Genomic DNA, 26,733 nt, shown 5'->3' on the forward strand with positions numbered 1-26,733 from the left:
AAACTCCTGACCTCGGAACTCGACAAGATTTCCCCTGAAAGGGTTGCGTCATTGACGTCCTACGATTTCATTCTCGAAGCCCTATTTGGCGCAGCTTCATATTAAAACGGTATTACTCACTGGTGGAATAGTCCTTCTTTTGTTCTTCAAATGACTGAGCCAATTAACTGCCCCCATAGCTGATCATCCGCCCCCCTACCTATTCCCCCGACCACTGTCCCGTAACGTTAGTGGATCCGCTGTAGAACCGCACCAGGAGAAATGGGAGGATGGGTCATAGATTTTCTATGTTCAGCCGTGCCGGGTATCACCCTGCCGTGCCTTTTTTGTGGGGATTGCTAGGGTAGTGGCGATCGCCTCCCCATGCGACAATCCCAAAAGCAAAGGTCTTGATTTCAGCCCGTATTGCCTCACAGGCTGCGGGCTTTTGCCTTGATGGTGTGCCCTCACACAATCCTCCTCATCTTTTTGTTTAATAGATTTATCAAAATATATTTAGGTTCTATTAATGAATTTAGAGGTGAATGAGTACCCTCTGTGGCTGAGTGGCCAGCCGCATGAAGTCCGTAAAGCAACTGGCTTTGTTGATTACTATCTTGATCTTTATTCATCCCCTCGAATGCCTCAGGATGAGGCTTATATGGGCGGATGGGATGAGGCAGACAAAATAGGGGCCAAATTTAAGAAGGGAACCCTACCTTCGTCAAACCTGCCGTAGTGTAACTGCCCGACAGGGAATCCTAAACCAAGTACTTTAAGGGTCACCGCTGTCGATTCAACAGCGGTTTTCTTCTGGCGATCGATTCACACAAGAATCTCACAATTGCTCTGTTTAATAGATTTATCTAAATATATCTGGGTTCTATTGATGAATATAGAGGTAGATGAGTCTGTTGGGTGGCTGAGTGCTCAGCCCTCTCAAGTCCGAAAATCAGCCGGATTTGTTGATTATTATCTTGACCTTCATCTATCTCCTCGAATCCCCCAAGACGAGTTTTATATGCATGGATGGGATGAGGCAGTCGCAAGAGGAATTAAAGCCAAAAGTAGAACCTCACCTTCGCCAACTCCGCTGTAGTTCAACTGACCCACATTCCTCACCTCTACCGGCAGTGAGGTAGTTTTCTAGTTGCATTGACCCCACCTATTTCAACTCATCACGAGAAGAATAGGTTATTCTGTACTTTTTCTTGGCTGAGAAATGGGTGAAATATTACTGACAGACGAGGACGCTGAACTACTGGTAAGAGGCTTGGAATTGCTGTTAAAGCGTGTGGAAAGTGAAGAGAACTTCGCTTCAAAGCAAGCTCTTATCCAGTCTTTACTAGAATCTGTTCAGTCATTGTCCGATGTTGAGCGAATGACAGCGATCGCAGCCATCAATAAGGCTCTGGGCGAGATAGCCGCCGAGTTAGAATCGGCGGACCACAACACACAGCTTTGATGTTGCAATCGCTTCTTCAGGAATCCATCCAACTGTACCTATAGGTTTTACTGCCGTGAGCCTGTGGCGGTTTTTTGTCGGTGTATGTTTTTCTTAACTGTCTTTAGGTAGACTGAACAGGAGAAAACTTACTGCCGCCGTTCATTGCTGGTGATAAGCCGTAATAGCGGCTTTTTTGACGTCTTTAATTATTAACAGTGTGAATATCTTGTAGAGGTTCTTGTCAAGCAGGTTCTTCTGCCGTGATCGGTTCCCGTGCGACAATATCAAACAGATGTAAAACATCTGCTACTGAACCCGCTCCCAATGGAGTGGGTTTTCTGCTTTGACTACCACTCTTATTGACCCCCTAAAATATCCTCTAGAACCGCAGTAGAACAACAGAAACTGCGCCCTGCTGTGCGATCGTCCCCCCTTACCTTAATGCTCATTTTTACCCTTTCGACCTGTTTAGGAGGGCTTTCTGTTGGCGATTGCTGGGAATCCTAAGCCAAGTACCTTTATAGGGGGCACCGCTGTCAATTCGATAGCGGTTTTTCTTTAGGTATCCCCACCGATTGGCCTTGACCGTTGCTGCCGAACTACTCGTGATTTTGCTGTAGGGTTATGCCTGATATAGGTAGGAGGATGGACGTACATGAAAATCTTCAGCCCTGGCCCTAACGCCGGGGCTTTTTGTTGGACAGTTCCAGCGCCTGCTCATTATTTGTCACAGTAGGGCTTCTGTTGTGCTCGCCCCACAAGATCCTCACAAAGAAGAGTTTGAAATGCAGAACAATGCCAGATCATAGATTCAATGGCTTTGATATCAGGAGCAATTGTGCAGCTAAGCCTTTAGCTTTTCTACTGGTAGAAGGATGAAGGTACTTAACGTGCTTAGGGAACACTTAATTTAGAAGGATGCTCTGTTAGCAACTTCCTACTACTGAAAAGCTTTTCTTCATACATAAATTTATAAAGCCAAGAGCTTACTTAAAACCAAAATCACGGTTCGACCAGATAGACAATTTAGTCAACAGGAAACACAATGTGTGCTTTTGCAATTGAGTATGAAGCTGAGAGGCTAAAGGCACTTTATCAATACCAAATCCTAGACACGGATGCTGAGGCAGCATTCGACGACCTAACCCAGTTAGCAGCACAGATTTGCGAAGCACCAATTGCTCTCATGAGTCTCATTGATCGGAAGCGCCAGTGGTTTAAATCCAAAAAAGGGCTAACTGTTTCAGAAACTCACCGTGATCTAGCCTTCTGTGCCCATGCCATCCTACACGAAAAACCTTTCATTGTAGAAGATGCCCTAGAGGATGAGCGGTTTGCAACCAACCCCCTGGTCACGGGTGAGCCGTACATTCGGTTTTATGCTGGTGTTCCACTCATTACTCCTGATGGATATCCACTTGGTACCCTTTGCGTCATTGATGATGTATCCCGTCAACTAAGCACTCAACAGATCAAACACCTTGAATCACTCAGTCGGCAGACGGTCAATCTGCTGGAATTGCGGCGGAACTTAGCCGACCGACAACAAGTAGAAAGTCTGCTAGTTGACCAGCAACGCGTTCTGGAAATGATTGCAACTGGGACAGACTTAAATGAGGTGTTAAACACACTAATTCTTGCCATCGAACAGAAGTCTCATGGACTGCTCGGTTCTATTCTACTGCTTGACTCTCAAGGAACCCATTTACGACACGGCACCGCTCCGAGTTTACCAAACGATTATTTTCAAGTTGCAGACGGATTACCCATTGGTCTCAACCACGGTTCTTGCGGTCGAGCAGCATTTCTAGGGGAACCAGTTGTCGTTTCGGATATTGCTAGCGATCCTCTCTGGGCAGAATACCGCGATTTTGTACTCTCTTACAATTTACGCGCGTGCTGGTCTACCCCAATTTTCTCCTCAACAGGTCGGGTGTTAGGCACGTTTGCCATGTATTACCAAGAACCCCGTAGCCCAAATACCTATGACCAGAAATTGATTGAGATGGCGGTTCACTTAGCTGGAATTGCGATTGAACGTCAGCAATCAGAGGAAAAGCTACGTCAGGATATGGAACAACGTCAGCAGGCAGCAGCTATCACTGCAAGGCTTGCAGCAATTGTTGAGTCTTCAGAAGATGCCATTATCAGCAAAACATTAGAGGGTATTGTCACTAGTTGGAACGCTAGTGCTACCAGAATCTTTGGCTACTCTGCTGAGGAAATAATAGGTCAATCGATCAGGTTGCTTATTCCTGATGCTCGGTTGGAGGAAGAAACCGAGATTTTGAATCGGCTTCAGCGAGGGGAGCGAATTGAGCATTTTGAGACCGTGCGAAAACGCAAGGATGGAACGCACATTCAAATCTTTCTTTCTGCTTCTCCCATTAAAGATGCAGATGGACGAATCATCGGTGCATCTAAGATTGCCCGTGATATCACCCAGCATCGCCAGGCAGAAGAAACACTGCAACAGTCATTGAAGGACCTGTCAGACATTAAGTTTGCTCTAGATCAATCCTCAATTGTCGCCATTACAGACGCTCAAGGAAGCATTTCTTATGTTAATGACAAATTTTGTGAGATTTCCCAGTATTTCAGAGGCGAACTAATCGGGCAGAATCATCGGTTGATTAACTCTAGTCACCACCCCAGAAGCTTCTTTCAGCAGATGTGGGCAACTATCTCAAAAGGTCAGGTCTGGCAGGGTGAGATCCAAAATCGGGCAAAGGACGGCACTTTCTACTGGGTAGACACTACAATCATTCCATTTTTAGACGCTAAAGGTAAGCCTTATCAGTATGTCTCTATTCGGAATGATATTACCCGCCGAAAGCAAACGGAGACGGCTCTGCGAGAGAGTGAAGAGCGACTATACTTTGTTCTACAGAATATGCCTGTAATGTTGAATGCTTTCCATGCTGATGGCACACTTGCTGTTTGGAACCAGGAATGCGAACGCGTAACGGGTTACAACGCAGAGGCCGTTGTGGGCAATTTCAGTGCCATGGAACTGTTCTACCCAAATGCGGATTACCGGCATCGGCAGATGAATGATTGGAAGAAGTGCGGTAATGACTATCGTAACTGGGAGTGGGACCTTACCTGTAAGGATGGCAGCGTGAGGACAATTGCCTGGTCTAGTATCTCTGATCGGTTCCCCATTCCTGGCTGGGCAAATTGGGGTATTGGTATTGATGTGACTGAACGCAAACTCGCAGAGAAGGTGCTACAACAGCAGACCGGGCAAGAGCGGCTGTTACTGAGTATCGCCAACCGGGTTCGCCAGTCGCTCAATTTAGATGAAATCTTGAATACAACGGTATCTGAAGTTAGACAATTTCTTCAGACCGATCGGGTGTTAATTTATCGCTTTGAACCTGACTGGAGCGGTACGGTTGCAGTTGAATCCGTTGGTTATGGGTGGTTACCAATATCCAGTACTAAAATTCAAGACTGTTGTTTTCAGGAAGACTCTTGTCGGCACATTTTTGAGCAGGGATATATTCAAGCACATGCAGATATCCATCATGCTGGGCTAACACCTTGTCATGTTGAGCTTTTGTCACAGTTTCAGGTAAAAGCAAATCTTGTCGTGCCAATTTTACAAAACAATCAACTCTGGGGATTACTCATTGCCCATCATTGTTCACAACCCCGTCCTTGGCATACAGGAGAGATCAACTTGCTAGAGCAACTAGCAACCCAGGTCGCGATCGCCATCCACCAGTCCAGTTTGTACCAGCAGACTCAAACGGAACTGGCTGAGCGTAAACAGGCAGAACAAAAGATCCGTGATCAGGCTAATCTTCTGGATGTAGCAACGGATGCCATTCTGGTGCATGGCTTGGACTACCGTGTTACCTACTGGAACAAAGGGGCTGAACAATTATATGGATGGGCAGCAGAGGAGGTTTATCACAAATCTGTCAAGCATTTGCTGTATCGGGAGCCTCCGACCAATGAGTCAGACATTCATCGAGCCGTTTTGAGCAGGGGAGGGTGGCAAGGAGAGTTGCATCAATGGACGAGGGATGAGAAGGAAGTCATTGTCGAAAGCCGATGGACACTCATCTATGATGAGAGTGGACATCACAAAGCAATCTTGATAGTCAATACAGATATCACTCAGAAGAAACAACTGGAGCGGCAGTTCCTTCGGGCCCAGCGGATGGAGAGTATTGGTACCCTGGCAGGGGGTATTGCCCACGATCTAAATAATTTATTAGCCCCCATATTAATGGCAGTTCCCCTCTTGGAAATGCAGCTTCGCGATCCGTCTGACCCCAAAAGCCGACAATGGCTAGACATTATAGATAGTAGTACTAGACGAGGAGCCAATTTAGTCAAGCAAGTCTTATCCTTTGCCCGAGGGATAGAAGGAGAGCGAGCGCTCTTAGAAGTCAAGCATTTAATCTGGGAAATCAAGCAAATTGCTGAAGAAACCTTTCCTAAATCAGTAATGCTCTCTACCACCGTACCGCACGACCTCTGGACAGTTTGTGGTGATGCGACTCAGTTACATCAGATTCTGATGAATCTGAGTCTCAATGCTCGGGATGCGATGGTTGATGGTGGAATGTTGCAGATTAGGGCTCAAAACATTAAGTTAACCGAAGACTCGGCTCAATTGCATATTGATGCTCAAGCGGGGCCCTATGTCAAAATTACGGTCTCAGATACAGGAAGTGGAATCTCGGCTGACATTATTGATCGCATCTTTGACCCGTTCTTTACCACGAAGGAGATGGGTAAAGGAACTGGATTGGGACTTTCGACAGTCATGACAATTGTTAGAGGACACTCTGGATTTGTTACTGTAAATAGCCAGACAGGCAAAGGTACAGAGTTCCAGGTTTACTTGCCTGCAATCCCGGATCAAGAAACATCAATAGATAGTGAACAAGAGCTATGGGTAGGTCATGGAGAACTCATTTTATTAGTTGACGATGAAAATGCAATTCGGCAAGTGACTCAAGCATCATTAGAAGATTATGGCTATCGAGTTTTGACAGCTTGTGATGGAATTAAGGCAGTTACTCAGTTTGTGCAGCAGAAAGATGCGATTGACTTGGTACTAGTTGACTTTATGATGCCATCAATGGATGGAACGGCAACCATTCAAGCATTGAGAACTATCAATCCCCAGATTAAAGTTATTGCCATTAGTGGGCTCAGTACAAGCAGTCAACTTGCTGAAGAGATTCAAGTTCAGAATTGCTTGACAAAACCATTTTCAACTCAAGATTTATTGACAGCAGTGCATCAAACTCTCAACGCTCAGCCTAGTCAAGCTCATTCTTAGCAGTTCTTGCTTCAAGCAGATGTAGATCTAAAGACAACCCAATAGTAAAGCTGATACAGTCATGACTACATTCAGCTTGGATTGTAGCTCCTAGCTGCTCAATTTTCTTTTTGAGGTGTGTTTAAAGCGGTGCGATGTAGAAAGTTTTCTACTTTTCAGACATCCTCTAAAACCAATGTTTATAGCTATATCCTGGAAGTTTCTTCAAAAGTACCTTTCCCTCTACAAAGTTAGGTCATTTTAGGCTTCAAATTATCCTAGTTTTGCCTCATTTTAGGTACATTTTATAAATGTAATAAAGTCTATTCAAATGTTTAAATAGAATTCTCTTTCTACCAGCTTTTAGTATGAAGTGATAGTAATTATTCTATTGCGTTGATTTAGTGGTAGATTATTTCATTAACCAGAGTTAAAAAGAACTTGAATAAACAGTTTTGACAAAGAGATAGTTTAAGACATGTGACGTGATAGAGAAGCCTAAACGACTATGGGAAAGCTATGGGCAACAGTCTTTTTAGCTCAGAAAAATTTGCATTATGCCAATAACTACAGCAACTCATGTAATGCGCCCTGAACTTGGTGATTTTAGTAGTGTCGTCTGCTTTAAAGCCTTAGTAACTGGCACAGAAGAGGCTTTGGGAGAAAAAGCAGCAGCAATTGCTCTTATTGCCGCTGGGAGAATTCGAGGTAAGCAATTAGTAGAACAATTAGGACTAACTGGAAAAAATGTTACGGCTGAGGAGGTAACGGTAATTCTTCAAAAAGCCTTAGGTTTAGAAGGAACTCGTTTATGTATTATCGATAAAATTGTTAATGATAGTAATGTAATTTCAGTCTATTGTCGTGAAACAATTTGTTCCATGGGTGAGGTCGTCGGTTCATCTCGTAACTTAACCTATACTTTGGGCACTATTCAAGGCGCTCTTGAGCAAGCTATGGGTAAACGTTTACGTGGTAAGCAAGTTGAATCTGTTTTACGGGGTGGTAACCATGATGTAATTTCATTTGAAGTTATTGAGTAGCTATAGCAATTTCTAAGCTAGTGAGGTAAAAAGAGTTTAGAGTATCGTCTCATACCTCACTAGCTAGAAGAATTGCTATGCATGGTATTCCTAAGAAGCTCTATAGCTATTTTTGAGAGGTAGAACTGGCAAAAATGATGAAATACTTTGTCGGCAAAAGATTGGCTAATTTACAAAATTTTTAACTTGAGAACCTCAAACAGAAGGCTCTCAGTGTTTTTCATCTTAGGATTTCCCTGAAATCTCTCTATAGCAATTCGGCTTGCTCCCTTCTAGATATACTGAGCTTAAAGCTCAAACTACACAAGGCTTTAGGTCTAGTAACTTTTCAGAAATCAAATGGAATTTCTCTAGAGCCAAACTCTTTTATTATTCTTAACACTAATTGAGATTTTATCTACCCTATATAAGGAACTTTAAGAGGGAGTTCTCTAACTTTAGACGCTAGGGGACATTAAGCAGATGCATTTTCAACTGTCATAACGCAAAAGCACTCTCTTCAGTTTCATACTAGGCGGTAGTTTATGTTAAAAAAGCTTTCTCTACAATCTCGGTTAGTTAGCTCATTTCTACTTGTTGGCGGTGTTGTACTAGCCGTTGGAGCAGTAGGGTGGAGAAGCAACCTTGAGTTATCAAAACACATTGATACTTTAGGTGATAACAGCTTGCCCAGTGTAAATGGTCTATGGAAGGTGAATGAAGGTCAGACTCAAATCCAATCTGCCGAACGAGCATTATTAAATTCAGAACTGAGTTTGGAAGAAAAACGTACTCAAATAGAAGCAATAAGTTCTGCGTGGGAGCAAATTGATGAAGGTTTTAAGTTATACGAGGCTACCTCAAGGACGGAAGAAGAGGACAAGCTTTACCGTCAATTTCAGCAACAATGGAATAGCTGGAAACAGGATCATGAAAAGCTTTTGGGAGCATATCAACGGTTTGAAAAGCTAGGTATTTCAAATCCTTCTCAAATTCAAGTTGAGCTGTTGCGTACAGGAAATACAAACTCATCAGAACTATCACGAGCAGAAGATGCTGGTAAATTATTAAGGCAAGTACAATTGCTTGCAGTTGAGGAGAATGATGATAGCTTCCTGGCTGTAACCAATTCTCTAGTTCAATTGATTGATATTAATGAACAAGTCGCTGCAGAAGCTAAAGAATCTGCTCAGGAAAGTATAGAAAGTACAAACTTCTGGATCTGGATTGGAATGGTTTCAGGGCCTAGTGCAGCGATTATTTTAGGTGTATTTCTTAGCAAAAAAATTGCGAAGCCCTTAACTGCCAAGATTGGAACTATTGTCGGAACAATTGTAAGCTCTTCTAGTGAAATGGTAGCTACTGTGGAGCAGCAAGAGCGCATAGCAAACAGCCAAGCTGTCTCTGTTAACCAAACAACAGCGACAATGGATGAACTAGGGGTATCTTCCCGACAATCAGCAGAACAAGCCGAGATCGCAGCATCAGGTGCTCGTACCGCACTATCGGAAACAGATGCAGGGACAAAAGCAGTTGAGGAAACGTTAATAGGAATTGCTACTCTTCGGGAAAAGGTTGATGAGATATCGAACCACATTCTGCAACTGAGCGAGCAGGCTAAGCAGATTGGAAGCATCACTGGATTAGTGAGTGATTTAGCTAACCAAACCAATATGTTGGCATTAAATGCTGCAGTAGAAGCTGTTCGTGCGGGAGAACAAGGTAAAGGCTTCGGAGTCGTTGCGACAGAAATTCGTAAGTTGGCCGATAGAAGCAGAAAATCTGCTGAGCAAATTAGCCTTTTGGTAGGGGATATTGAAGGAGCAATTGGTTCAACTGTAATGGCAACTGAGCAAGGAAATAAGACTGTCGAGCAGGGAGCTGAAATTGCTGAAAAAACAGCGATAACCTTCAATAGAATTAAAGAGGCTATTAATAATGTCTATCACAATAGTCAGCAAATTTCACTAACGGCGAAACAACAGTCAATTGCAATTCAGCAAGTAGGAGAGGCAATGAATGCATTGAACATTGCCGCTCAAGAAACAGCTGCTGGTATTAAGCAAACAAGAGTAGTTTCTCATAACCTTAACGAAGCTGCTTCGGATTTGAAGACAGCTGTTTAACTCATCCAGTTACCTTTAAAGCGTGAGTAATTAGGGATTGGGGCAATGGGAGTAATTATGTACGCCATCAAGGTGTGATTGAAGGGGTGCGATTATACATCGCACCCCTTCAATCACACCTTGATGGCGAAGATGATCAGCGCCGTAGAAGAGTTTTGGTAGGAAAGAGCATTGCTACGAGTGCCTCCTCTCATGGCTGTAGTAGAAGATCCTTATAGAACCCATTTGAGATCTCATCCTGAAACTACAAGCCTTGCAGCTAGCTGGGTTTCTCCATTTTCTGGCAAACAACAGTTTTGCCAGGCAAGCTACACCCTTGATTGCAGAGTAACGGCTTCTCTCAAAGCCAAGTATTACGGGAAAAGATGTCAAATGGGTTCTATAAGTTTCGTCGATTCTAGAGAGATAACGGCACTATCCTTACCTCACTGAATTTACCGCTAAAGTAGCTAACCGACCAAACAGGGGGGTAGACACTTGCTATAGAACTGTTTAGTACTGCCACTTATTTATGAGGGAATAATCGATTTAGTGTAACTTTGAGATGCCTATTACCGAGTGTTTCTGAGAGGACTTTTCTATGCCTCTTTCTACTAGTGCTGCCCAGCCCTTCCCTGCTTCTAATGGACAGATGTGTTCTGCTTTTCAGTCCCTACCTCCTTACGGCTCTAGAGGTCGTCCGGGCGCTTGTGAGGATACCTGGAATCTTGCCATCTATGAAGCTCAAAGTCGGGTGCTAGAACTGGTGGCAAAGGCACAACCCTTAGACCGATTGCTAAAGGTGCTAATTACTGAGATTGAAGCACTGTCAGAAGCAAGCTGCTCCATTCTGCTATTAAACGAGGCAAAGACACACTTGGTACTGGGGGCGGCACCCAGTTTTCCCCAAGGCTATCAAGACTTTTTGGAGAGCGGGCTACTCATTTCACCGAAAGATGGCACCTGTGGACCTGCCATCTTTCGGCGGCAATCAGTTGAAGTCTTCGACGTCAGCACAGATCCCTTGTGGGACTCTTGCCGTGACATCCCTCTCTCCTATGGCTTCCATGCCTACTGGTCAAGCCCGATTCTCGACGGTGATGGAAATCCTTTGGGCACCTTTGCAATGGTCTATTCTAAACCCCAAAATCCCACCCGACTAGACCGACAATTAGTCGCGGCTGCAACCTATCTGGCAGGAATTGCGATAGAACGGCATCGGGCAGATGAACAACTAAGACGACTCAACACAGACTTAGAGTTACAGGTGAAACAACGCACTGTTCAACTTCAGCGATCGCTGGAGTGGGAAGCTCTCCTGAACCGTATCACTGACAAGGTACGAATGAACTTGGATGAGGTACAAATTCTTCAAGCCGCCGTTCAGGAATTAGGACACATATTGGGAGTTCTTGCCTGTGAAGCTAGTATTTATGACCCCACTTCAGGCACTCGCACCGTCCAGTATGAATATTCAGTACTGCCCTCTCGAATTGGGCAGGTAGAGGACTTGTCGAGCTTCTCTCAATTCCCTACCTGCTGGTTACAAGCATCTTCCCCCTCCTCTGAAAGAACTACAGTTGTCATCTGCTTGATTGAAGATGAGCAGCGCATTATCGGAGATCTATGCCTCTTTAAGTTCTCTGAGGAAAACTTTGAGGAAGCAGAGATAGCTCTGACCCGTCAGGTTGCCAATCAATGTGCGATCGCCTTAAGACAGGCAAGACTGTATGCCGCTTCTCAACAGCAGGTAAGCGAATTGGAGAGACTAAACCAACTCAAAGATGATTTTCTCAGCACCGTCTCCCATGAATTAAGAACCCCGATTACTAATATCAAGATGGTTGGCAGGATGTTGCAGACCAATCCTCCTGAACCCCAGCGGAAAAAGTACCTCGACATTCTCAACTATGAGTGTCAAAGGGAATCGGAGCTGATTAATGACCTACTAGATCTACAACGGCTAGAATCCTCTACAGCGGAATTAGAGAAGACGGATCAGCTAAACCTCACTGAGGCGATCGTTTCCTTAATTGAACCCTTCCAAGCCAGAGTGCAGCAACGCCATCAGCAACTCACAGTCAACCTGCAACTGGGACTTCCGCTCCTCGTGACCCATAGCTCTAGCTTTGAGCGGGTATTATCGGAACTGCTCAATAATGCCTGCAAGTATACCCCAGCAGAAGGGCGTATTGAAGTAGCTGTAAAGCGCTTTCAGAGTGGGACTCAATTCATTATCAGAAATGAGTCTTCTATTCCTTCCGGTGAATTAGAGCGCATCTTCCAGAAGTTCTATCGTATTCCCCATGCAGATCCTTGGAAACAGGGAGGCACTGGGCTAGGGCTGGCCCTGGTCAAAAAACTTGTGGAACGGTTAGGGGGAACGATTGAGGTAGTGAGTTGTAGGCAGTGGGCTACTTTTATTTTGATGCTCTGAGTTAAGTGTTTGTCAACAGCTCTAGAATTCATTCGTCTTAGCGTTGAAAGACGAACAGGTCGCTGGGAAAACTATCTGCTCTTTATAAAAGAGCAGACTTGTAAGATATCTACTGCAACTTCTTCTCAAGTCTGAAAAATAGCTTCGGAAGTATTTCAATTCATGCCGTGGCTATGGCTGCCGAATGCACATGAACCCATTTAATGTATTAACGAGGTCAAACAGAGTGTAAACGACACGTAATGAGGGGTTTGATATAGAGGTAAAGAGTCGATTAATTCTCATCTTTAGCTCATTAATTCTAAAGAGTGAGGAAACGGTATTTCATTATTTATCGAAAGGTAGATTTTAAGGAAAAATGCGGGTTTCTATCCCCCCATATGGGATTGAATTTTCAAAGAAAGCGAGTTTAACTACTGCATTGAGTGTACACCCGTACAACTCCAGGCCCAGACATTTCATGTGGGTCAGTCACACCTGATCCAATGGATATCAATAAGGATGGATTGCATGAAAAAGTCTTGGATGCTGTGGATGGCGATTGCCTGTTCCACTACCGTTACCCTCCAGAGTTGCGCCACCTCCACCCCCCAAGCGGAAGCTCCGGCTGCGGGGGACGCAACCACTGAAACCGCCACAGCTAGCGACGAAACGGGAACCCTGGTCATTCGCGCCAACGGGGAAAATTTTGTGCGCCAGGGGTTTGTGTCGAAGGATGGCTGGGAGATCAGCTTCGAAAATCTCTATGTCACCCTGGCGAATATAACCGCCTATCAGACCGATCCCCCCTTTGATGCAGAGGCGGGTACGGAACTGAAAGCGGTTCAGGAAGTGACGGTAGCTGAACCGCAGACCGTTGACCTAGCAGCAGGGGATGAGACCGCCGAGCCGATTCAGGTGGCGAAATTGGATGCACCCGCCGGACGGTACAATGCCCTTTCTTGGAAGATGGTCAACGCTCCCAGTGGCTCAGCGGCGGGGCATACCCTGATGCTGGTGGGAACCGCTGCCAAGGATGGGCAAACGGTCAAATTCACCATGCGGCTGGATGAGGAACTGGCGTTTGTGTGCGGCGACTTCGTGGGGGATGAGCGCAAGGGGATTCTGGAAGGCGGCAAAAATGCCGACCTGGAAGCTACCTTCCACTTCGACCATCTATTTGGTGATGCGGATGCCCCCATGGAGGATGACTTGAACCAGGGAGCGCTGGGGTTTGAGCCATTTGCGGCGATCGCCCAAAACGGCACCGTTGATGTCACCTCTGCTGATCTGCAATCCCAACTCACCTCAGAACAGTACACGCAACTGCTGGAAATCCTGCCCTCCCTGGGGCATGTGGGCGAAGGGCATTGTGAGGAGACAACCTTGTCATGAAGGCGTGGTGGATCTTGGCCTTGGGGCCATTGGGAATGGTGGGAATGGCAGAGGGGGCGATCGCTCATGGAGCCGTTCTCACTCACAAAACAACCCAGGCTTACGAAATTATTGCCGCCTACGACAATGGCGATCCTATGAAGAATGCCCAGATCGCTATCTTCTCCCCCAATGACCCCGTTGTTCCCTGGAAGACGGCCACGACCGATGAGGAAGGCCGGTTCCTGTTTTCTCCCCCTAGCCCCGGCAGTTGGGAAGTTCAGGTGCGTCAGGCGGGGCATGGAGATCTGTTGGTCATCGCGGTTGATGATCCAGCGACAGCCCAGACTGACGGGGCAGCAGCTCAGAAGGTGGTGCCTCAGACGGAAGAGGCGACTGCCCCTTCGGGCACCATCAACCCTTTGCAGAAGGGCCTGATGGCTGGGTCGGTTATCTGGGGCTTTGTGGGGACGGCCCTATTTTTTTCGCACGGTAAGAAGAGGTAACGTATGCATGTCCCCGATGGGCTGCTTCCTGCCCAGGTTTGTGCAGGTGGCTATGTCCTCACTGGCTTGGCCACCTGGTTTTCCCTGCGGCAAATCAACCGCAAGGAAAATCCCCAGGCAGAGGTGCCCAAGGCGGCATTGCTCACCGCCGCGTTTTTCCTGGCCTCTTCCATCCATATCCCTATCCCCCCTACCAGTGTCCATTTCGTGCTGAATGGGCTGATGGGGGTCATGCTGGGATACTATGCGTTTCCGGCGATTCTGATCGGGCTGTTATTTCAGGCAGTGATGTTCCAGCATGGGGGGCTAACCACAATGGGGGTGAATGCCACCATGATGGGAACTTCTGCGTTGCTAGCCTACAGCCTGTTTCGCCTCTACCGGATCGCAAAACCCTGGTTGGGTGAGGCGGGATCGCGCCTGCTCTTCGCCTTCCTATCGGGGGCTGTGGGGCTGGGATTGGCAATTCTGATCTTTCTGGTAATTGTGCTTACGACAATTCCAGCAGATTTTGATGCAGGGGTTGAAAAGACAGCCATCTATGGTCTGGCCCTGGCCCATGTGCCCATGATGCTGATTGAGGGCATCTTCACCGCCATGCTGGTGGCTTTTCTGCAAAAAGTGAAACCGCAACTCCTGGAAGATGCGTGATTCGATAGCTTAATCTATGCGCCTTAACTTAGACGAATACGCTTACCTCGACTCCCCTATTCACCGCTGGGATGCCCGCACCAAACTGCTGGGGCTGATGGCGGTAATCTTCTCCTTTGCCTTCGTCCGCAACCTGAGCCTGGTTCCGGCCATGTTAGGGGTAACAGCACTGGTGTATGGCCTGTCGCGCTTGCCGCTGTCGTTTCTGCTGACACGACTACGGTATCCCGGCTATTTCATTTTAGGTGTAGTGCTGGTGCTGCCGTTCCTGTCGGGATCGACGGTGCTGTGGCAGTGGGGGTTTTTAAGCTTACGTCAGGAGGGATTGCTGGCGATGCTGCTGATCATTGGGCGGTTTCTCTCCATCATTACCCTGGGGTTGGTATTGTTCGGCACAACGCCGTTTCTATCTCTGGTACGGGCAATGCGATCGCTCGGTCTACCGCCCATTCTAGCGGACATGCTGCTGCTCACCTACCGCTACCTGTTCGTGCTGCTGGAAACCCTCTCCACCATGCAGCGCTCCATGCGTTTACGCGGCTTCCATCATCACAGTCCTCGCGATCGCTGGTTCAAACCCGACTGGAGGCGATTGCAACGATTCGCTTCACTGATGGGTACCCTCTTCATCCGCGGCTACGAGCAGTCCGATCGCATCTACACCGCTATGCGTCTGCGGGGGTATGGTTCCACACCCAACCGCGTGCCCTATCGCTCTCCCCTTTCCGCCGAAGCAGGAACGCGATGGCATCGGGTGGGCTTGGCAATCGCCCTCCTCACCGCCATGAGCTTTGTCATTGCCGAAGCCTGGGCCTGAAGCCCGATTAAGTTTTGCTCGCAAAGTAGGTGTTTATGGTTCTCGAATCCGTTGCAGTCAGTCCATCCGTGAAGACGATTGAAATTTCCGGGCTGTGTTTCTCCTATCCTGACAAGCCTGATGTCTTGCGGGAGGTGAATCTCGTCGTAAATCCGGGCGATCGCCTCGGAATCCTGGGCTACAACGGTTGCGGTAAAACTACTCTATTCATGCTGATTTGCGGCGTCCTCACCCCCACCACTGGAGACATCTTTCTCATGGGGCAACGCGTCAAACCAGGCCAGTTTCGTTCCGACATTGGCCTGGTCTTCCAGAATCCCGACGACCAACTCTTCTCCGCCACCGTCTGGGAAGATGTAGCCTTTGCCCCCGAAAATATGGGCCTTTCCCCAAAAGAAGTTGAAATCCGCGTTCAGGAAGCCCTTACCCTTACAGGCACCACCGCCCTCCGCCAACGACCCCCGCACCACCTCTCCGGTGGTGAAAAACGCATGGTGGCGATCGCCGGCGTCCTCGCGATGCACCCCGAAATCGTCATCTACGATGAACCCACTGCCAACCTCGACATCCGTTCCCGTCGCCGCCTGATCCAGTTCCTCCACCAATCCCAACAAACCTTCCTCACCTCCTCTCATGACTTGGAGTTTGTGCTGGAAGTGTGTGATCGTGTCGTTGTCCTCAATGAAGGACGGATCGTAGCGGATGGACGGCCCCGGCAAGTGATGGGCGATCGCGCCCTGATGGAAGCCAGCGGCCTAGAAGTCCCCCACTCCCTCACCCATCTTCATTAACTGAAACCCCTGTGGTTGGGACATTACATACAATGTTCCTACCACAAAATACACTGAATAGAGAAGAAAATTAGTGATGTGTTCATGTCACCAGAATCCGAAAACGACAACAAACATCGAAAGCCTAGAAGTTTGACCGCATTTAGATAGAGATAACTTCTCTTGTCTACCTTACCATTCGCCGGCTTTTGCGACACAACCACTAGAAGAAGGCACAAACCGCACCATAAACCAGCGGTTGAGCGATGGATAAAATTCCTCAAACTCTACAGATAGCTGCTCAACTAGAACCTGCTGGTACCGTTGATAGAGTTTAGAGTTAGAGCTAACCTGGAAGATATCCCACAGCGATTTGTGGATAAGATTGGTGCGATCACCCCCAGATAGTTGAGCAGCGCTACGATTGAGGTGCGTACAGCACCCATTTAAGTCAAACGCAAAAAATGCTTCTTGCTTCTATAGTATTCTCTATAATAGAAGCAAATTTTACTTCAGATATTTGAAGTTGTGGAGGAGCCTGTACTTGTGGCTCTGTTAGTAAGCTTTTACCATTTGCATTAAGCGAACCAAGTTCCATAACGGAGTTGCTCTACAGAATTAAAATAAAAACAAATTCGTTTAGCGAGCAACTAAGCTAGCAATCACCGAGACAAGACGTTCAGGTTCAATCGGTTTGGCAATATGCTGTTGAAAACCGGCAGCTAATGCTTGTTGCTGATTAATTTCTCCGGCGTAGGCAGTCAAGGCGATGGCTGGAATTTGTCCACCTTGTTCTGGTGGAAGTGCCCTCACCTGCTGCATTAGCATATAGCCATCCATCCCTGGCATCCCGATGTCACTCAATAGCACTGCTGGCTTTATTCGAGGAATCATAGCCAATGCTTCATCCGCAATCGCTGCAGTAAGCACTCTTGCTCCCGCTTGCTCTAACACAAATGCAATAAACTCTCGTGAATCGGGTTCATCATCCACAACTAGAACTTGAATCCCGCTCAAATCAGACAGCGGCTCTGACAACGGCCTATTCTGATGGGTAATCACCTGACTCGGCATAAGTGGTAGCCCGACAGTAAAGGTTGCCCCCAGGCCTAGTCCAGGGCTTTCGACTCCTACTGTCCCTCCATGGAGCTCGACTAAGTACCGTACGATTGCTAGCCCTAATCCCAGCCCCCCAAATTTGCGGGTTGTTTTTGAATCTGCTTGACGGAAGTAGTCGAATACATAGGGTAGGAAGTGAGGCTCTATTCCTTGCCCGGTATCGCTGACCATTATCTGGGCGTAAGAGTCCAAGTACTCTAAGCGAATGTTGACTTGCCCCCCTACTGGTGTGAATTTGACTGCATTGGAGAGTAAGTTCCAAATCACTTGCTGTAACCGCGTGGGGTCGCCTTGAACCAGAGGTAGGTCTGATGCAAGACTTACTTCTAAGCTGATTGATTTGGTTTCTACCGCCAGTCGTACCGTTTCCACCGCAGCCTTGATGATGGAGGGCAAATTAATCGAACTAACATTCAAATTGAGCTTGCCTTGGAGAATCCGAGATACATCGAGCAAATCTTCAATTAATTCTGCTTGCAGTTGGGCATTACGTTCGATTGTCTTTAATGCCTGCTGGGTTTTTGCGGGGTCTAGACTGCTACTTTGCAAAAGCTTTGACCACCCTAAAATCGGATTAAGAGGAGAGCGTAATTCATGGGACAGTACAGCCAAAAACTCGTCTTTCATCCGGTTTGCTTGTTCGGCTTCACTCCGTGCCTCCTGCTCCCGTCTCAACAGATTCTCCCGCTCTTGAGCAGCCCTTTTTTGTTCAGTAATGTTTTCAGCAAAGATGATGATTCCACCAATCTCGTTGTGACTGGCATACCAAGGTAGAACTTCCCAGTGTAGCCAGAATGCAGAGCCGTCTGAACGTCGGTAATAGTCCTCTTTACAACGCTCTGTAGCACCGGCTAAGCATCGCTGATGCACCTGCCGCCAGTGTTCAGGGATATCAGACATAACTTCATAATGTGATAAACCCTTGAGGCCGGTATAGCCTGGAGCGTATTCTTGCATCCAACGCTGACTTGCAAAGAGATACCGCATCTCTCGATCCAACATTACAACTGCGACAGGAGTATGTTCAATGAACCTTTGAAGTGTTTCATTGTTTACCTGTTCTCTGGCCAAAAGTTCTTCTCGCTCTATTTCAGCCTGTTTGCGAGGAGTAATGTCTAAAAGTGAAACTATCACTCGGTCATAGGATTCAGAAGGAGATGGAAAAGTAATACTAAACCAAATATATAGTCGCTGACCCTGCAAAGTTTGTAATACAGTTTCTGTAGCAAAGTGCGTTTCTCCTAGAGCAATGGCTAGTAATTCCTCAATAAACGCACTATAGGTTTCAGGTGTGAAGATCTGGTTTAATGAGTTCAATAGTTGTGTTTTAGTTTGGGCACCAAATAGTTTTAGGGATGCTTGATTGACATCCCGTATACGCACCATCTCAATTGCCTGTTGTACAAACTCTGGATGCTCAGTAAAATATTGGCGGAAATCTTGAACTTCTGCCGTTTTAAGTTGATCAATTGCCGCTTTTACCTCAGAAAAGTCCTCTTCCCAAATCGAGACATTCATCGCCTCGAAGATGTAACGGTAACGTTGCTCTTGCTCTAACAAAGCTGTTTCAGTTTGCTTGCGCTCTGTAATGTCTCGAATGATACTCAGAACTACAGGTTCACCATCAATAATGGCACTCTGAGCACTCACTTCTACAGGAAATTGGTGGCCATTTCTACCTTGATGTATAGTTTCAAATAATATTCCGTTCTGAAGTGCCTGCTCAAACTGCTGAGGAAGGACTGGTAGAGTATTCGGTGCCCGTAAATCAGAAAGTTTTAGGGATAGTAACTGAATACGACTATAACCATAGGCTCGCTCTGCTGCTTGATTTGCCTCTATAATGCGTCCATCTTTATCTATAAAGAGAACAATATCCCGGCTATGTTCAGACAAGAGTTGGTAGCGTTGTAATGTTTTCTCTGCCTGTTTTCGGTGCGTAATATCGAGAGCAATCCCTGTCATTCGCTTTGGATTTCCATCTTCGTCCAAAAGGGTTTGACCAATTGCTGTTAGCCAACGTTCTCCCTGTGTTGGGTGAAGGATACGAAATTCAACATTCAAATCGCTTTGCTGTTCTAAGGCTGTACGAGCAGCACGGTCGCATTCTTCCCGGTCTGATTCTACAACTGAGCCTAGCCAGTTTTCATAGGAGGATTGAATGACGGATGGATCAAGACCATACAGGCGATAATACTCTTCCGACCAGGTAACTTGATTGGTTGTAATATCCCAGTCCCAAACTCCAGCATTAGCTGCTTGTTGAGCAATCCGCAATCGCTCTTCACTCTGTTGTAAGGTTTCCTCTGCCTGCTTACGATGAGTAAAGTCGCTTACTAGTGCCACAAAGCCTTCAATGTCTCCCTGTGGACCAAAGCGAGGAACATAGTAAAAAAGGGCATCCCGAACGCCTTTCTCCTTATGTACAATTTGACCCTCAAATGCCACTGCTTGACCTGCAAGTACCTGCTCAACATAAGGGTGAATGGTCGTATATTCCGAGTGGTCTAATACTTCCCAGAGATACTTGCCGTTTATTTCTGCGATAGATATCCCAAACCATTCTTCATGTTGCTGATTGCTGAAACGGTAGCGCTGTTCAGTATCAATAAACGAAATTAGAGCAGGCACAGCATTTGTAACTAAACGCAATTCTGCTTCTCGTTGTTGTAAAGCGGTTTCAGTCTGAATTCGTTGGCTGATATCGAGTGCTACTCCTGCAAGTACTTGCTGCCCCGATGCCTTGAGGAAGGGAAACTTAAAGGACAGGTAGCTGTGCTCCCCATCCTCATGATAAATACTTTCCAGCATTTGCATGGGCTGACCGCTGCTCAACACAGCCTTGTCATTCTCATAAAACTGCTGAGCAACGGCAGATGGCAATAATTCAAAATCTGTTTTACCAAGTAACTCCGATTGAGGTCGTCCATAGACCCGCTCAACCCAAGAATTTGCATAGAGGTAGTGCCCTGCTTCATCCTTGATAAAGGCTGCAATCGGACTATAATCCATGAAGCTTTGGAACAACTCTTGGCTTTCTCGCAGAGCTATTTCCGTTTGCTTCTGTTCTGTAATGTCAAGCGTGACACCAACCAAGCGAATTGGTATGCCTTGGGAGTCATAGACTAATTGTCCGCGCGCAATCAGCCAGTGTAGGCTTCCGTCGGGATGATAGCAACGTTTCTCCACCGCATAATCTACTCGCTCCTCAATACAACGCTCGATTGCAGCTTTGACAGTCGAGCGGTCTTCAGGATGCAGTGCTGAAAACAAAGTTTCATATGTAAACTCTGCATCAGATGGTAAACCAAAGTTTGCTTTATGCTGTTCTGAACAAGTGAAAATTCCTGTAACAAGATTGTTTTCCCAAGAGCCAAGTTTTGCAGTTTGTAAGGCAATTCTAAAGTGCTGTTCTTGTTGTCGCAGTGCCAATTCTACTTGCTTGCGTTCGTCTTCGGTATGCTTACGTTCAGTAATATCGCTAAAAGAAACTGCAATACTACCGTTTAGTCTCACCACAACATGGCGAAACCAGCCTGTTAGGCCCTTACCCTCGTGCAGTGTTTCAAACGTTTGAGAATCGCCAGTTTCGGCAACTGTAACATAGCGTCCAAAAACACCATTGGTTTTACAATCAGGCAATAGCTGCAATAAACGCTGGTCAATTAATTCTTCTCGTGCGCAGTCTATACCGTTTGCAGCAGCTGGATTGATATATTCAATTGTAAAGTCAGCAATCTGCCCATCCGAATCCTGAATGCTTCGTAAAATAATGAAGCCGTCAGGTGAGGCTTCCAAAAATAACTGAAACTGAGCCTCGTTCTTTACCAGGGGAGCAATTTCTATATTTTCTGGAGGAGGAAACTGATTAGAAATTGCAGTATTTTCCTCAGTCATCGAACACCTGACTCTATATCCGTAAAATATTGGTCTAATAAAGCTTGGCCCTTCTCTCGATGTTCAACAGTAGATGAATGGCTTAACTCGCTGAGCATCATCTTGATCTGTTTGAGTGCTAAAGATGAGGGTTGAATACGACCGTTTTCCCAACGATTAACTGTACTAAAGGCAACTCCTAATGTTTCTGCAAGCTGTTCTTGGCTTAATTGTGTTAATTGCCGAAGTTTACGGATGAGATGGCTCACTTCTGGCTGTCCAAGTGCAACGGTCTTCTTTCCCATAAAAATATAGATAAAGCAGGTTATATAGCAAATGCTATATAACATTCTGGTTATTCGTATTGGCTCGTCTATCTCTCAAAAGGAAGAGTTTTAGCTGGGCCAGGTAAAGCAAAACTAAGAAAAACAGTTAGCTTGAGCGTCTGCTGCAAAGTATTAGCACTGTTCAGCGCTAATACTACCAATGCATTTTCAAGGCTTCAGGCAGTTCTTCCCCAACCTCTGGATATGCTGCCCATTGCTCATGGCACAATTCACGGCAATGATCCGATCCACGGCTGCACCAAATCCAACAACCGCGGGTCTTTCCTGTGGAGCGCTCGCTGTTAACCGAAGTAGCCTCATCTTTATGGAAAATGTGACAAGAGGGGCTTATGGGTATTACCGCTCATCTATTTCCATTCGTAGAGTCCATCTGAGCCGTTAAGGTGGAGGAGGATTCGCTATTACAAACATTGTTTCGCTGTTCATACAGTGCTTCTCGCACCATCTGTTGTATTTCAGAACGAGCTTGCCCATAAGCTTCTGCGGCACACCAGGAGCGAAGATATAAAATCGTTTTTTCAGGGCTAACAGACGCAACATGACAGGTCGGTTTTGGATCGTTCAGTACCAGGGGGTGCGGTTGAATCAGAGAGAGTAAGTGGATAATGGTTGAGTTAATGGGGCGATCGCCAATATCAATTTCTAGGTCCACGCGGCGAGTTCCCATGGCAGTTAAATTTTTAACGGTTCCAGAAAACAAGTTGTTGTTGGGAACAATAATTTTCACATGGTCGGGTGTCAGAATCGTGGTCGAGAAAATACCGACACAGTCTACAACACCCGTTACACCTGCCGCTTCAATGGTGTCTCCGGCTTCAAACGGTCGAAAGGCAACCAGCATAATACCTGCGGCAAAGTGAGAGAGTGTATTTTGCAGTGCTAAACCAACTGCTAGCCCCGCTGCACCGAGCACAGCGATAAGGGTTGTCGTTTGAATCCCAAGGCTATTGAGGGTAGCGATAATCCCAACCAGCAAAGTTAAAAATTCCAACGCCTGGATGAAAAATTTGCGTAGAGTCGGTTCTACCTGACGCAGTAATCTACGAGCCGTGCGGCCCACAACGTTGATGCCAACGCGGGTTAAAATCAAAATCCCGATCGCCCATAGAAGCTTCAAAAGCATCTGGAATGCGATGTCATGCAATGTTTGTCCTGCGAAGAAAGTGATTGGAGATTCAGTTTGTGCCAGAAACGTGAGAAGCAAGGGATCCATCAGGTCTATATGGGTTGACTTGGAAAACAGCTTTCATTCTAAGGGGATTGAAGTGGTGTGATGTAGTGTCGTCTTTTGCAAGGTGACTCATGGGTTGGCCTTGGCCTGGAGAGTCGTGTTGTTTGCTCAGGTGTGCTCACTCGCCAATACTGCACAGCGTCAGAGTACTTACCCCAGGCAAAGCGATCGCCTGCTACCGATATCTATGGTCTAGCAGCCACGCTCTATACCTTGCTAACAGCACAAGTGCCTGTGGCTGCAACTTTGCGCGATCGCCTTCCCTTGGCCACTCCCCGGGAGGTGCGTCCGGAAGTCAGTGCGATGGTAAGTGCCGGTGTCATGCGGGGCTTGGCTATAGAACCACATCATCGTCCTGCCAGTATTGATGAGTGGTTAGCGTTGCTGCCGAATACGGCGGTCCAGGCGATGGGGGAAGTGATACCGATGGAGACGGTCAAACAGAACGCAACTGCTTATCCAAACAGCCACATGGCAACCTTGGCTGTCTCTCCTGCTCATTATTCGATTCAAACTGAAGCGGAACCCGTTGTTGCGGCCTCTTCGAAAAGGGGGAGAGTACGCCCCTGGCTCCTTGGGCTTGTCGGGCTTGCTGCCATTGTTCCTTTTGGGTTGGGCTATGCGCTGCTGCGCTCTCCACATTCATCGAGCGATCCCACAACACAAATGCCTGCAGTGGACTCTTCCGCGCCTTCACCTAATGCTACGGAATCTGAGGCGATCCCAGAAGACGCTGAGCCAGCATCAACTCAAGCTCCGACAGCAACCGATGATTCTGCTGATTCCCCAGAAGCCTCATCTTCTGAAGAGCTAACAACAACAGAGCCAGTTCCTCCCCCACCTGCTGAAACATCAGCTCCTATAGAGACAGAGCCAGCCCCGAGGGAAGCAGAAGTTACCGCCGAAGATACTGAGGCAGTGCGTAGAGTCGAGGAACAGGCAAGAGAAGACCGGAAGCGTGAAGAAGAACAGGCGCGGGAAGCCCAACGCCGCGAGGAAGAACGAGCCAGGGAAGCTCAGCGCCGCGAAGAGGAACGGGCACGCGAGGAGGAACGCGGCAGGAACGAGGAGCGAGGAGAAAGACGAAGAAAAAATTAGGGTAGAGCAGTACTTGCACTGCTCTACCACTGCTTGAGCTATTGGCCGCAAACAGGCCCAGTTAGAGTACCAAGGGCTACGTCTGGCCCTTTCACCGCGACACTGATGCTTCCCTCAGTGACCGTTCCCGATAGGGTGACTGAGAACACGCCATCGACAAAGCCACCCCCCGGTTGCCATTTGATGCCGCTCAAACGGGCATTGGGATCAGGGTTAACCAGTTCCCCATTGGGAGAAGAACTGACAACTCGAGCGCAACTGGGTAGTTCGAGCACCCAGTTACTCAAGTCTTGGGCAACAGGCAGTTCCTCAACCCGGTAGCGCCAGGTGGATGTGCTGCCGCTATAGGAAACGCCCAGGAAGGTGACGCGATAACCATTGGAAAGGGTCACAACATCAACGCTACTGCTTGCCTCACCGGGTTCAGAGGGGGAAGGATCCGGAACCGAGGCTTCATCATCGTCCTCCTGCTCCTCATCCACATCGTCCTCGTTTTCCTCGAAGGGGCAACGCAACACCACATCCGACGCTTGTCGGGTTCCTCGAATTTCGCGAATCGCCACCTCCAATTCGCTCAGGCGGGCCTGCAGGCCGCAGTAAGCAATTTGAGTAGATTCCAGTTGGGCGATCGCCAGTTCACGCCGCTCCTCTAACTCGCGAATTTCAACCTGGATTTCTTCGCGTTCGATTTCAAGGGTGCTGATGTCACCCCGAATCGCGACAATGGATTCTTCCAGTTCTACGCGCTCTTCCCGAAGGGTTTCCAGGGTGACAGTGGCTGTCTCAATTTCGGCTTGCAGGGACGCTAGGCGAATTTCGGCCTGGTCGCACTCCGCTTCGAGGGCGGCTAATCGTGCTTCGGACTCTCGAACCTCCACTTGAGAGCTTTGCAGTTCCAAACGAACTTCTTCTACGTCGGCTCGCAACGAAACGAGTTGTGCTTCTAGGGTCTCTTGCTCCTCATTGAGAGCAACGAGTTCGGCCTCAGTTGTTTCAATTTCGGCATTGATAGAGACTAGGCGTGCTTCGGATTCTTCAATCTCGGCGCGCAACTCCACAAGCCGCTCCTCAGATGTCTCAATCTGGCCTCGGATGCTCACTAACTGAGACTCTAACGTTTCACGCTCACTGCGCAAGGCAACCAGGCGTTGCTCAGCGGTTTCAATCTCTGCTTGCACAGAAACCAACTCAGCTCGGTATTCTTCAAGCTCCAGCCGAACTTCGCTTAAATCTTCTCGTGAGTCCTCGAGATCAGCGCGAACCACTACCAGTTCCTCTTCCAGACTCTCTCGCTGTAATCTTAAGGTTTCCAGTTCAGCTTCCGTGGTTTCAATTTCCGCTTGAATGGAGACGAGTTGAGCCTGTGTTTCTTCGAGCTCAGCTTCGGCCGTTTCCTGTTGCTCAATCGTCGTGTTACTTTGCAACTGAAGCTGCTCTAGCCGTGTCTCAGCGATTTCAATTTCGCTCTGCAGTGCTGTTAATCGCGCCTGTTCCACAGTGAATTCACCGTCTTCAGCTGCTTCCAGCATCGTGAGTAATGCATTTACTTCAACGTTGTCTGCATCTAACTCGCGGGCTTGGCGAAGGGTGGCGATCGCCTCCTCATACTCCTCCAGTTCTAGCAGTGAAAATCCTTTGAGAGCCCAGGCATCGGCATAGCTGGCATCGAGAGCGATCGCACGGTTACAAGCTGTGATGGCATCTTGATAACGCCCCAGTTTGTAAAAAGCTGTTCCCTGGCTCACCAGGATGGACGTCGAGGTTGTGCTGGCTGCCAGTTGATTGTAAAAGGTTAGGGCTTCCTGGTACTGCTCTAAGTCATACAGCAAGGTATCGGCAATGCGTTTGGGAATGATCGTGCGCACCAACTCCTGCTCGTAGTTAGACTCTCCTTGTAGGGTGAGGGCTTGCCGCCATACGGCTACAGCCTGCGTATACTGCTGCAGGTTATAGAGTGCATTGCCTTGTTCGTAGAAAGCTTGAATGTAAGTGGCATCAATGTCAGTTGCCCGCTCATAAGAATCTGCAGCGTCTTGGTATTGCCCCAACTGGCTAAAACCCATGCCGCGCCAAAACCAGGCCGATGCAATGTTAGGGTTCACATCGAGGATACGGTCGAGAAGCGCGATCGCCTCCTCATAATCACCTGCGCCCTGAGCACGGATAACCTGTTCCCACAGGCCATTCAAGGTAGGGGAAGACTGAGCTGTTAGGATTGCATTGTCACGGCCCTGGCGATCTACCTCGTCCAGAGCGAGAGCATTGAGCCCCAGAACACTGGTTGCTGCAAACGTTGTTAAGGCAAGACTAACCTGAAGCGGTAGTTTTTTCATGATGAATGCGATGGTGAATAAGGGAGCCATATAGGCTGCAATAGCAGGGCGTTAAAGCAAAGCTTTAGGCCAAAAAATGGCGAATCCCTGCTTAAAATGCCCACCAAGCCCTTAAAAGCACCAATATCTATGCAAATCTAGTGGTCTGTCAGCTTTATTTTGAGGGGTAACTAAACGATAATGGATGAAAGCTCGTCTCCCCCTTTAACAGCATGGCAAAAAAGAAATACATCGTAGCTCTGACTGAGCAAGAGCGAGAAACATTAGAAAAACTGACGACGACAGGCAAAACCTCAGCCTACAAAATGAATCATGCCCGGATTCTGCTGAAGGCCGATATCAATCAGGGGGAAGGCGG

The 26,733-nt window shown here is 47.4% G+C and carries 15 protein-coding genes and 1 pseudogene; 12 read left to right on the forward strand and 4 right to left on the reverse strand.

Annotation, left to right across the window (positions count from 1 at the left end):
* The first annotated feature begins 1,201 nt into the window (after nucleotides 1–1,201).
* The 10 genes from NDI52_RS31100 to NDI52_RS31145 all read left to right on the forward strand — a co-directional run bounded on the left by NDI52_RS31100 (nucleotide 1,202) and on the right by NDI52_RS31145 (nucleotide 16,392).
* On the forward strand, nucleotides 1,202–1,444 hold the full coding sequence (locus tag NDI52_RS31100) for a hypothetical protein (RefSeq protein WP_348256979.1): 243 nt from the start codon (nucleotides 1,202–1,204) through the stop codon (nucleotides 1,442–1,444).
* Between the two features lie 1,027 nt (nucleotides 1,445–2,471).
* Nucleotides 2,472–6,731 (forward strand): PAS domain S-box protein, encoded by a 4,260-nt coding sequence (locus tag NDI52_RS31105; RefSeq protein WP_348256980.1) that lies wholly within the window; start codon nucleotides 2,472–2,474, stop codon nucleotides 6,729–6,731.
* A gap of 536 nt (nucleotides 6,732–7,267) precedes the next feature.
* Nucleotides 7,268–7,753, forward strand: coding sequence for a hypothetical protein (locus tag NDI52_RS31110; RefSeq protein ID WP_348256981.1), 486 nt, complete (start codon nucleotides 7,268–7,270; stop codon nucleotides 7,751–7,753).
* Between the two features lie 524 nt (nucleotides 7,754–8,277).
* Complete coding sequence (locus NDI52_RS31115; RefSeq protein WP_348256982.1) at nucleotides 8,278–9,858, forward strand: methyl-accepting chemotaxis protein; 1,581 nt, start codon at nucleotides 8,278–8,280, stop codon at nucleotides 9,856–9,858.
* A 580-nt stretch (nucleotides 9,859–10,438) separates the two neighbouring features.
* Nucleotides 10,439–12,274 (forward strand): GAF domain-containing sensor histidine kinase, encoded by a 1,836-nt coding sequence (locus NDI52_RS31120; RefSeq protein ID WP_348256983.1) that lies wholly within the window; start codon nucleotides 10,439–10,441, stop codon nucleotides 12,272–12,274.
* Nucleotides 12,275–12,784: 510 nt separating this feature from the next.
* Nucleotides 12,785–13,648, forward strand: a complete 864-nt coding sequence (locus NDI52_RS31125) for a DUF4382 domain-containing protein (protein ID WP_190773448.1) — start codon at nucleotides 12,785–12,787, stop codon at nucleotides 13,646–13,648.
* Nucleotides 13,645–14,133, forward strand: coding sequence for a carboxypeptidase-like regulatory domain-containing protein (locus tag NDI52_RS31130; protein WP_199330845.1), 489 nt, complete (start codon nucleotides 13,645–13,647; stop codon nucleotides 14,131–14,133). Before NDI52_RS31125 ends, NDI52_RS31130 begins: the two co-directional genes overlap by 4 nt.
* A 3-nt stretch (nucleotides 14,134–14,136) precedes the next feature.
* On the forward strand, nucleotides 14,137–14,784 hold the full coding sequence (gene cbiM, locus NDI52_RS31135; protein WP_190773447.1) for a cobalt transporter CbiM: 648 nt from the start codon (nucleotides 14,137–14,139) through the stop codon (nucleotides 14,782–14,784).
* Nucleotides 14,785–14,800: 16 nt separating this feature from the next.
* On the forward strand, nucleotides 14,801–15,601 hold the full coding sequence (gene cbiQ, locus NDI52_RS31140; protein WP_190773446.1) for a cobalt ECF transporter T component CbiQ: 801 nt from the start codon (nucleotides 14,801–14,803) through the stop codon (nucleotides 15,599–15,601).
* A gap of 35 nt (nucleotides 15,602–15,636) precedes the next feature.
* Nucleotides 15,637–16,392 carry an ABC transporter ATP-binding protein gene (locus tag NDI52_RS31145; RefSeq protein WP_190773445.1) on the forward strand — a complete coding sequence of 252 codons (756 nt, stop codon included), beginning with the start codon at nucleotides 15,637–15,639 and terminating at the stop codon, nucleotides 16,390–16,392.
* A gap of 618 nt (nucleotides 16,393–17,010) precedes the next feature.
* Here NDI52_RS31145 and NDI52_RS31150 read toward each other — a convergent pair.
* The 3 genes from NDI52_RS31150 to NDI52_RS31160 form a co-directional block, all read right to left on the reverse strand.
* Nucleotides 17,011–21,387: a PAS domain S-box protein gene (locus NDI52_RS31150; RefSeq protein ID WP_190773444.1), complete on the reverse strand. Its 4,377-nt coding sequence runs from the start codon at nucleotides 21,385–21,387 to the stop codon at nucleotides 17,011–17,013.
* Nucleotides 21,384–21,671 (reverse strand): helix-turn-helix transcriptional regulator, encoded by a 288-nt coding sequence (locus NDI52_RS31155; protein ID WP_190773443.1) that lies wholly within the window; start codon nucleotides 21,669–21,671, stop codon nucleotides 21,384–21,386. Before NDI52_RS31155 ends, NDI52_RS31150 begins: the two co-directional genes overlap by 4 nt.
* A gap of 385 nt (nucleotides 21,672–22,056) precedes the next feature.
* Nucleotides 22,057–22,926 (reverse strand): mechanosensitive ion channel family protein, encoded by an 870-nt coding sequence (locus tag NDI52_RS31160; RefSeq protein WP_190773442.1) that lies wholly within the window; start codon nucleotides 22,924–22,926, stop codon nucleotides 22,057–22,059.
* A 132-nt stretch (nucleotides 22,927–23,058) separates the two neighbouring features.
* On the opposite strand from NDI52_RS31160, the gene NDI52_RS31165 reads away from it, so the two are divergent.
* On the forward strand, nucleotides 23,059–24,042 hold the full coding sequence (locus NDI52_RS31165; protein ID WP_190773441.1) for a hypothetical protein: 984 nt from the start codon (nucleotides 23,059–23,061) through the stop codon (nucleotides 24,040–24,042).
* A 38-nt stretch (nucleotides 24,043–24,080) separates the two neighbouring features.
* On the opposite strand, the gene NDI52_RS31170 is transcribed toward NDI52_RS31165, so the two are convergent.
* Nucleotides 24,081–26,375 carry a tetratricopeptide repeat protein gene (locus tag NDI52_RS31170; RefSeq protein WP_190773440.1) on the reverse strand — a complete coding sequence of 765 codons (2,295 nt, stop codon included), beginning with the start codon at nucleotides 26,373–26,375 and terminating at the stop codon, nucleotides 24,081–24,083.
* A gap of 212 nt (nucleotides 26,376–26,587) precedes the next feature.
* Between NDI52_RS31170 and NDI52_RS31175 the strand changes: the two are divergent.
* Nucleotides 26,588–26,733 (forward strand): annotated as a pseudogene (locus tag NDI52_RS31175) (IS630 family transposase); the annotation flags it as partial.

It is taken from the genome of Leptolyngbya sp. PL-A3 (assembly GCF_039962325.1).
Lineage (GTDB): Bacteria > Cyanobacteriota > Cyanobacteriia > Elainellales > Elainellaceae > Vacuolonema.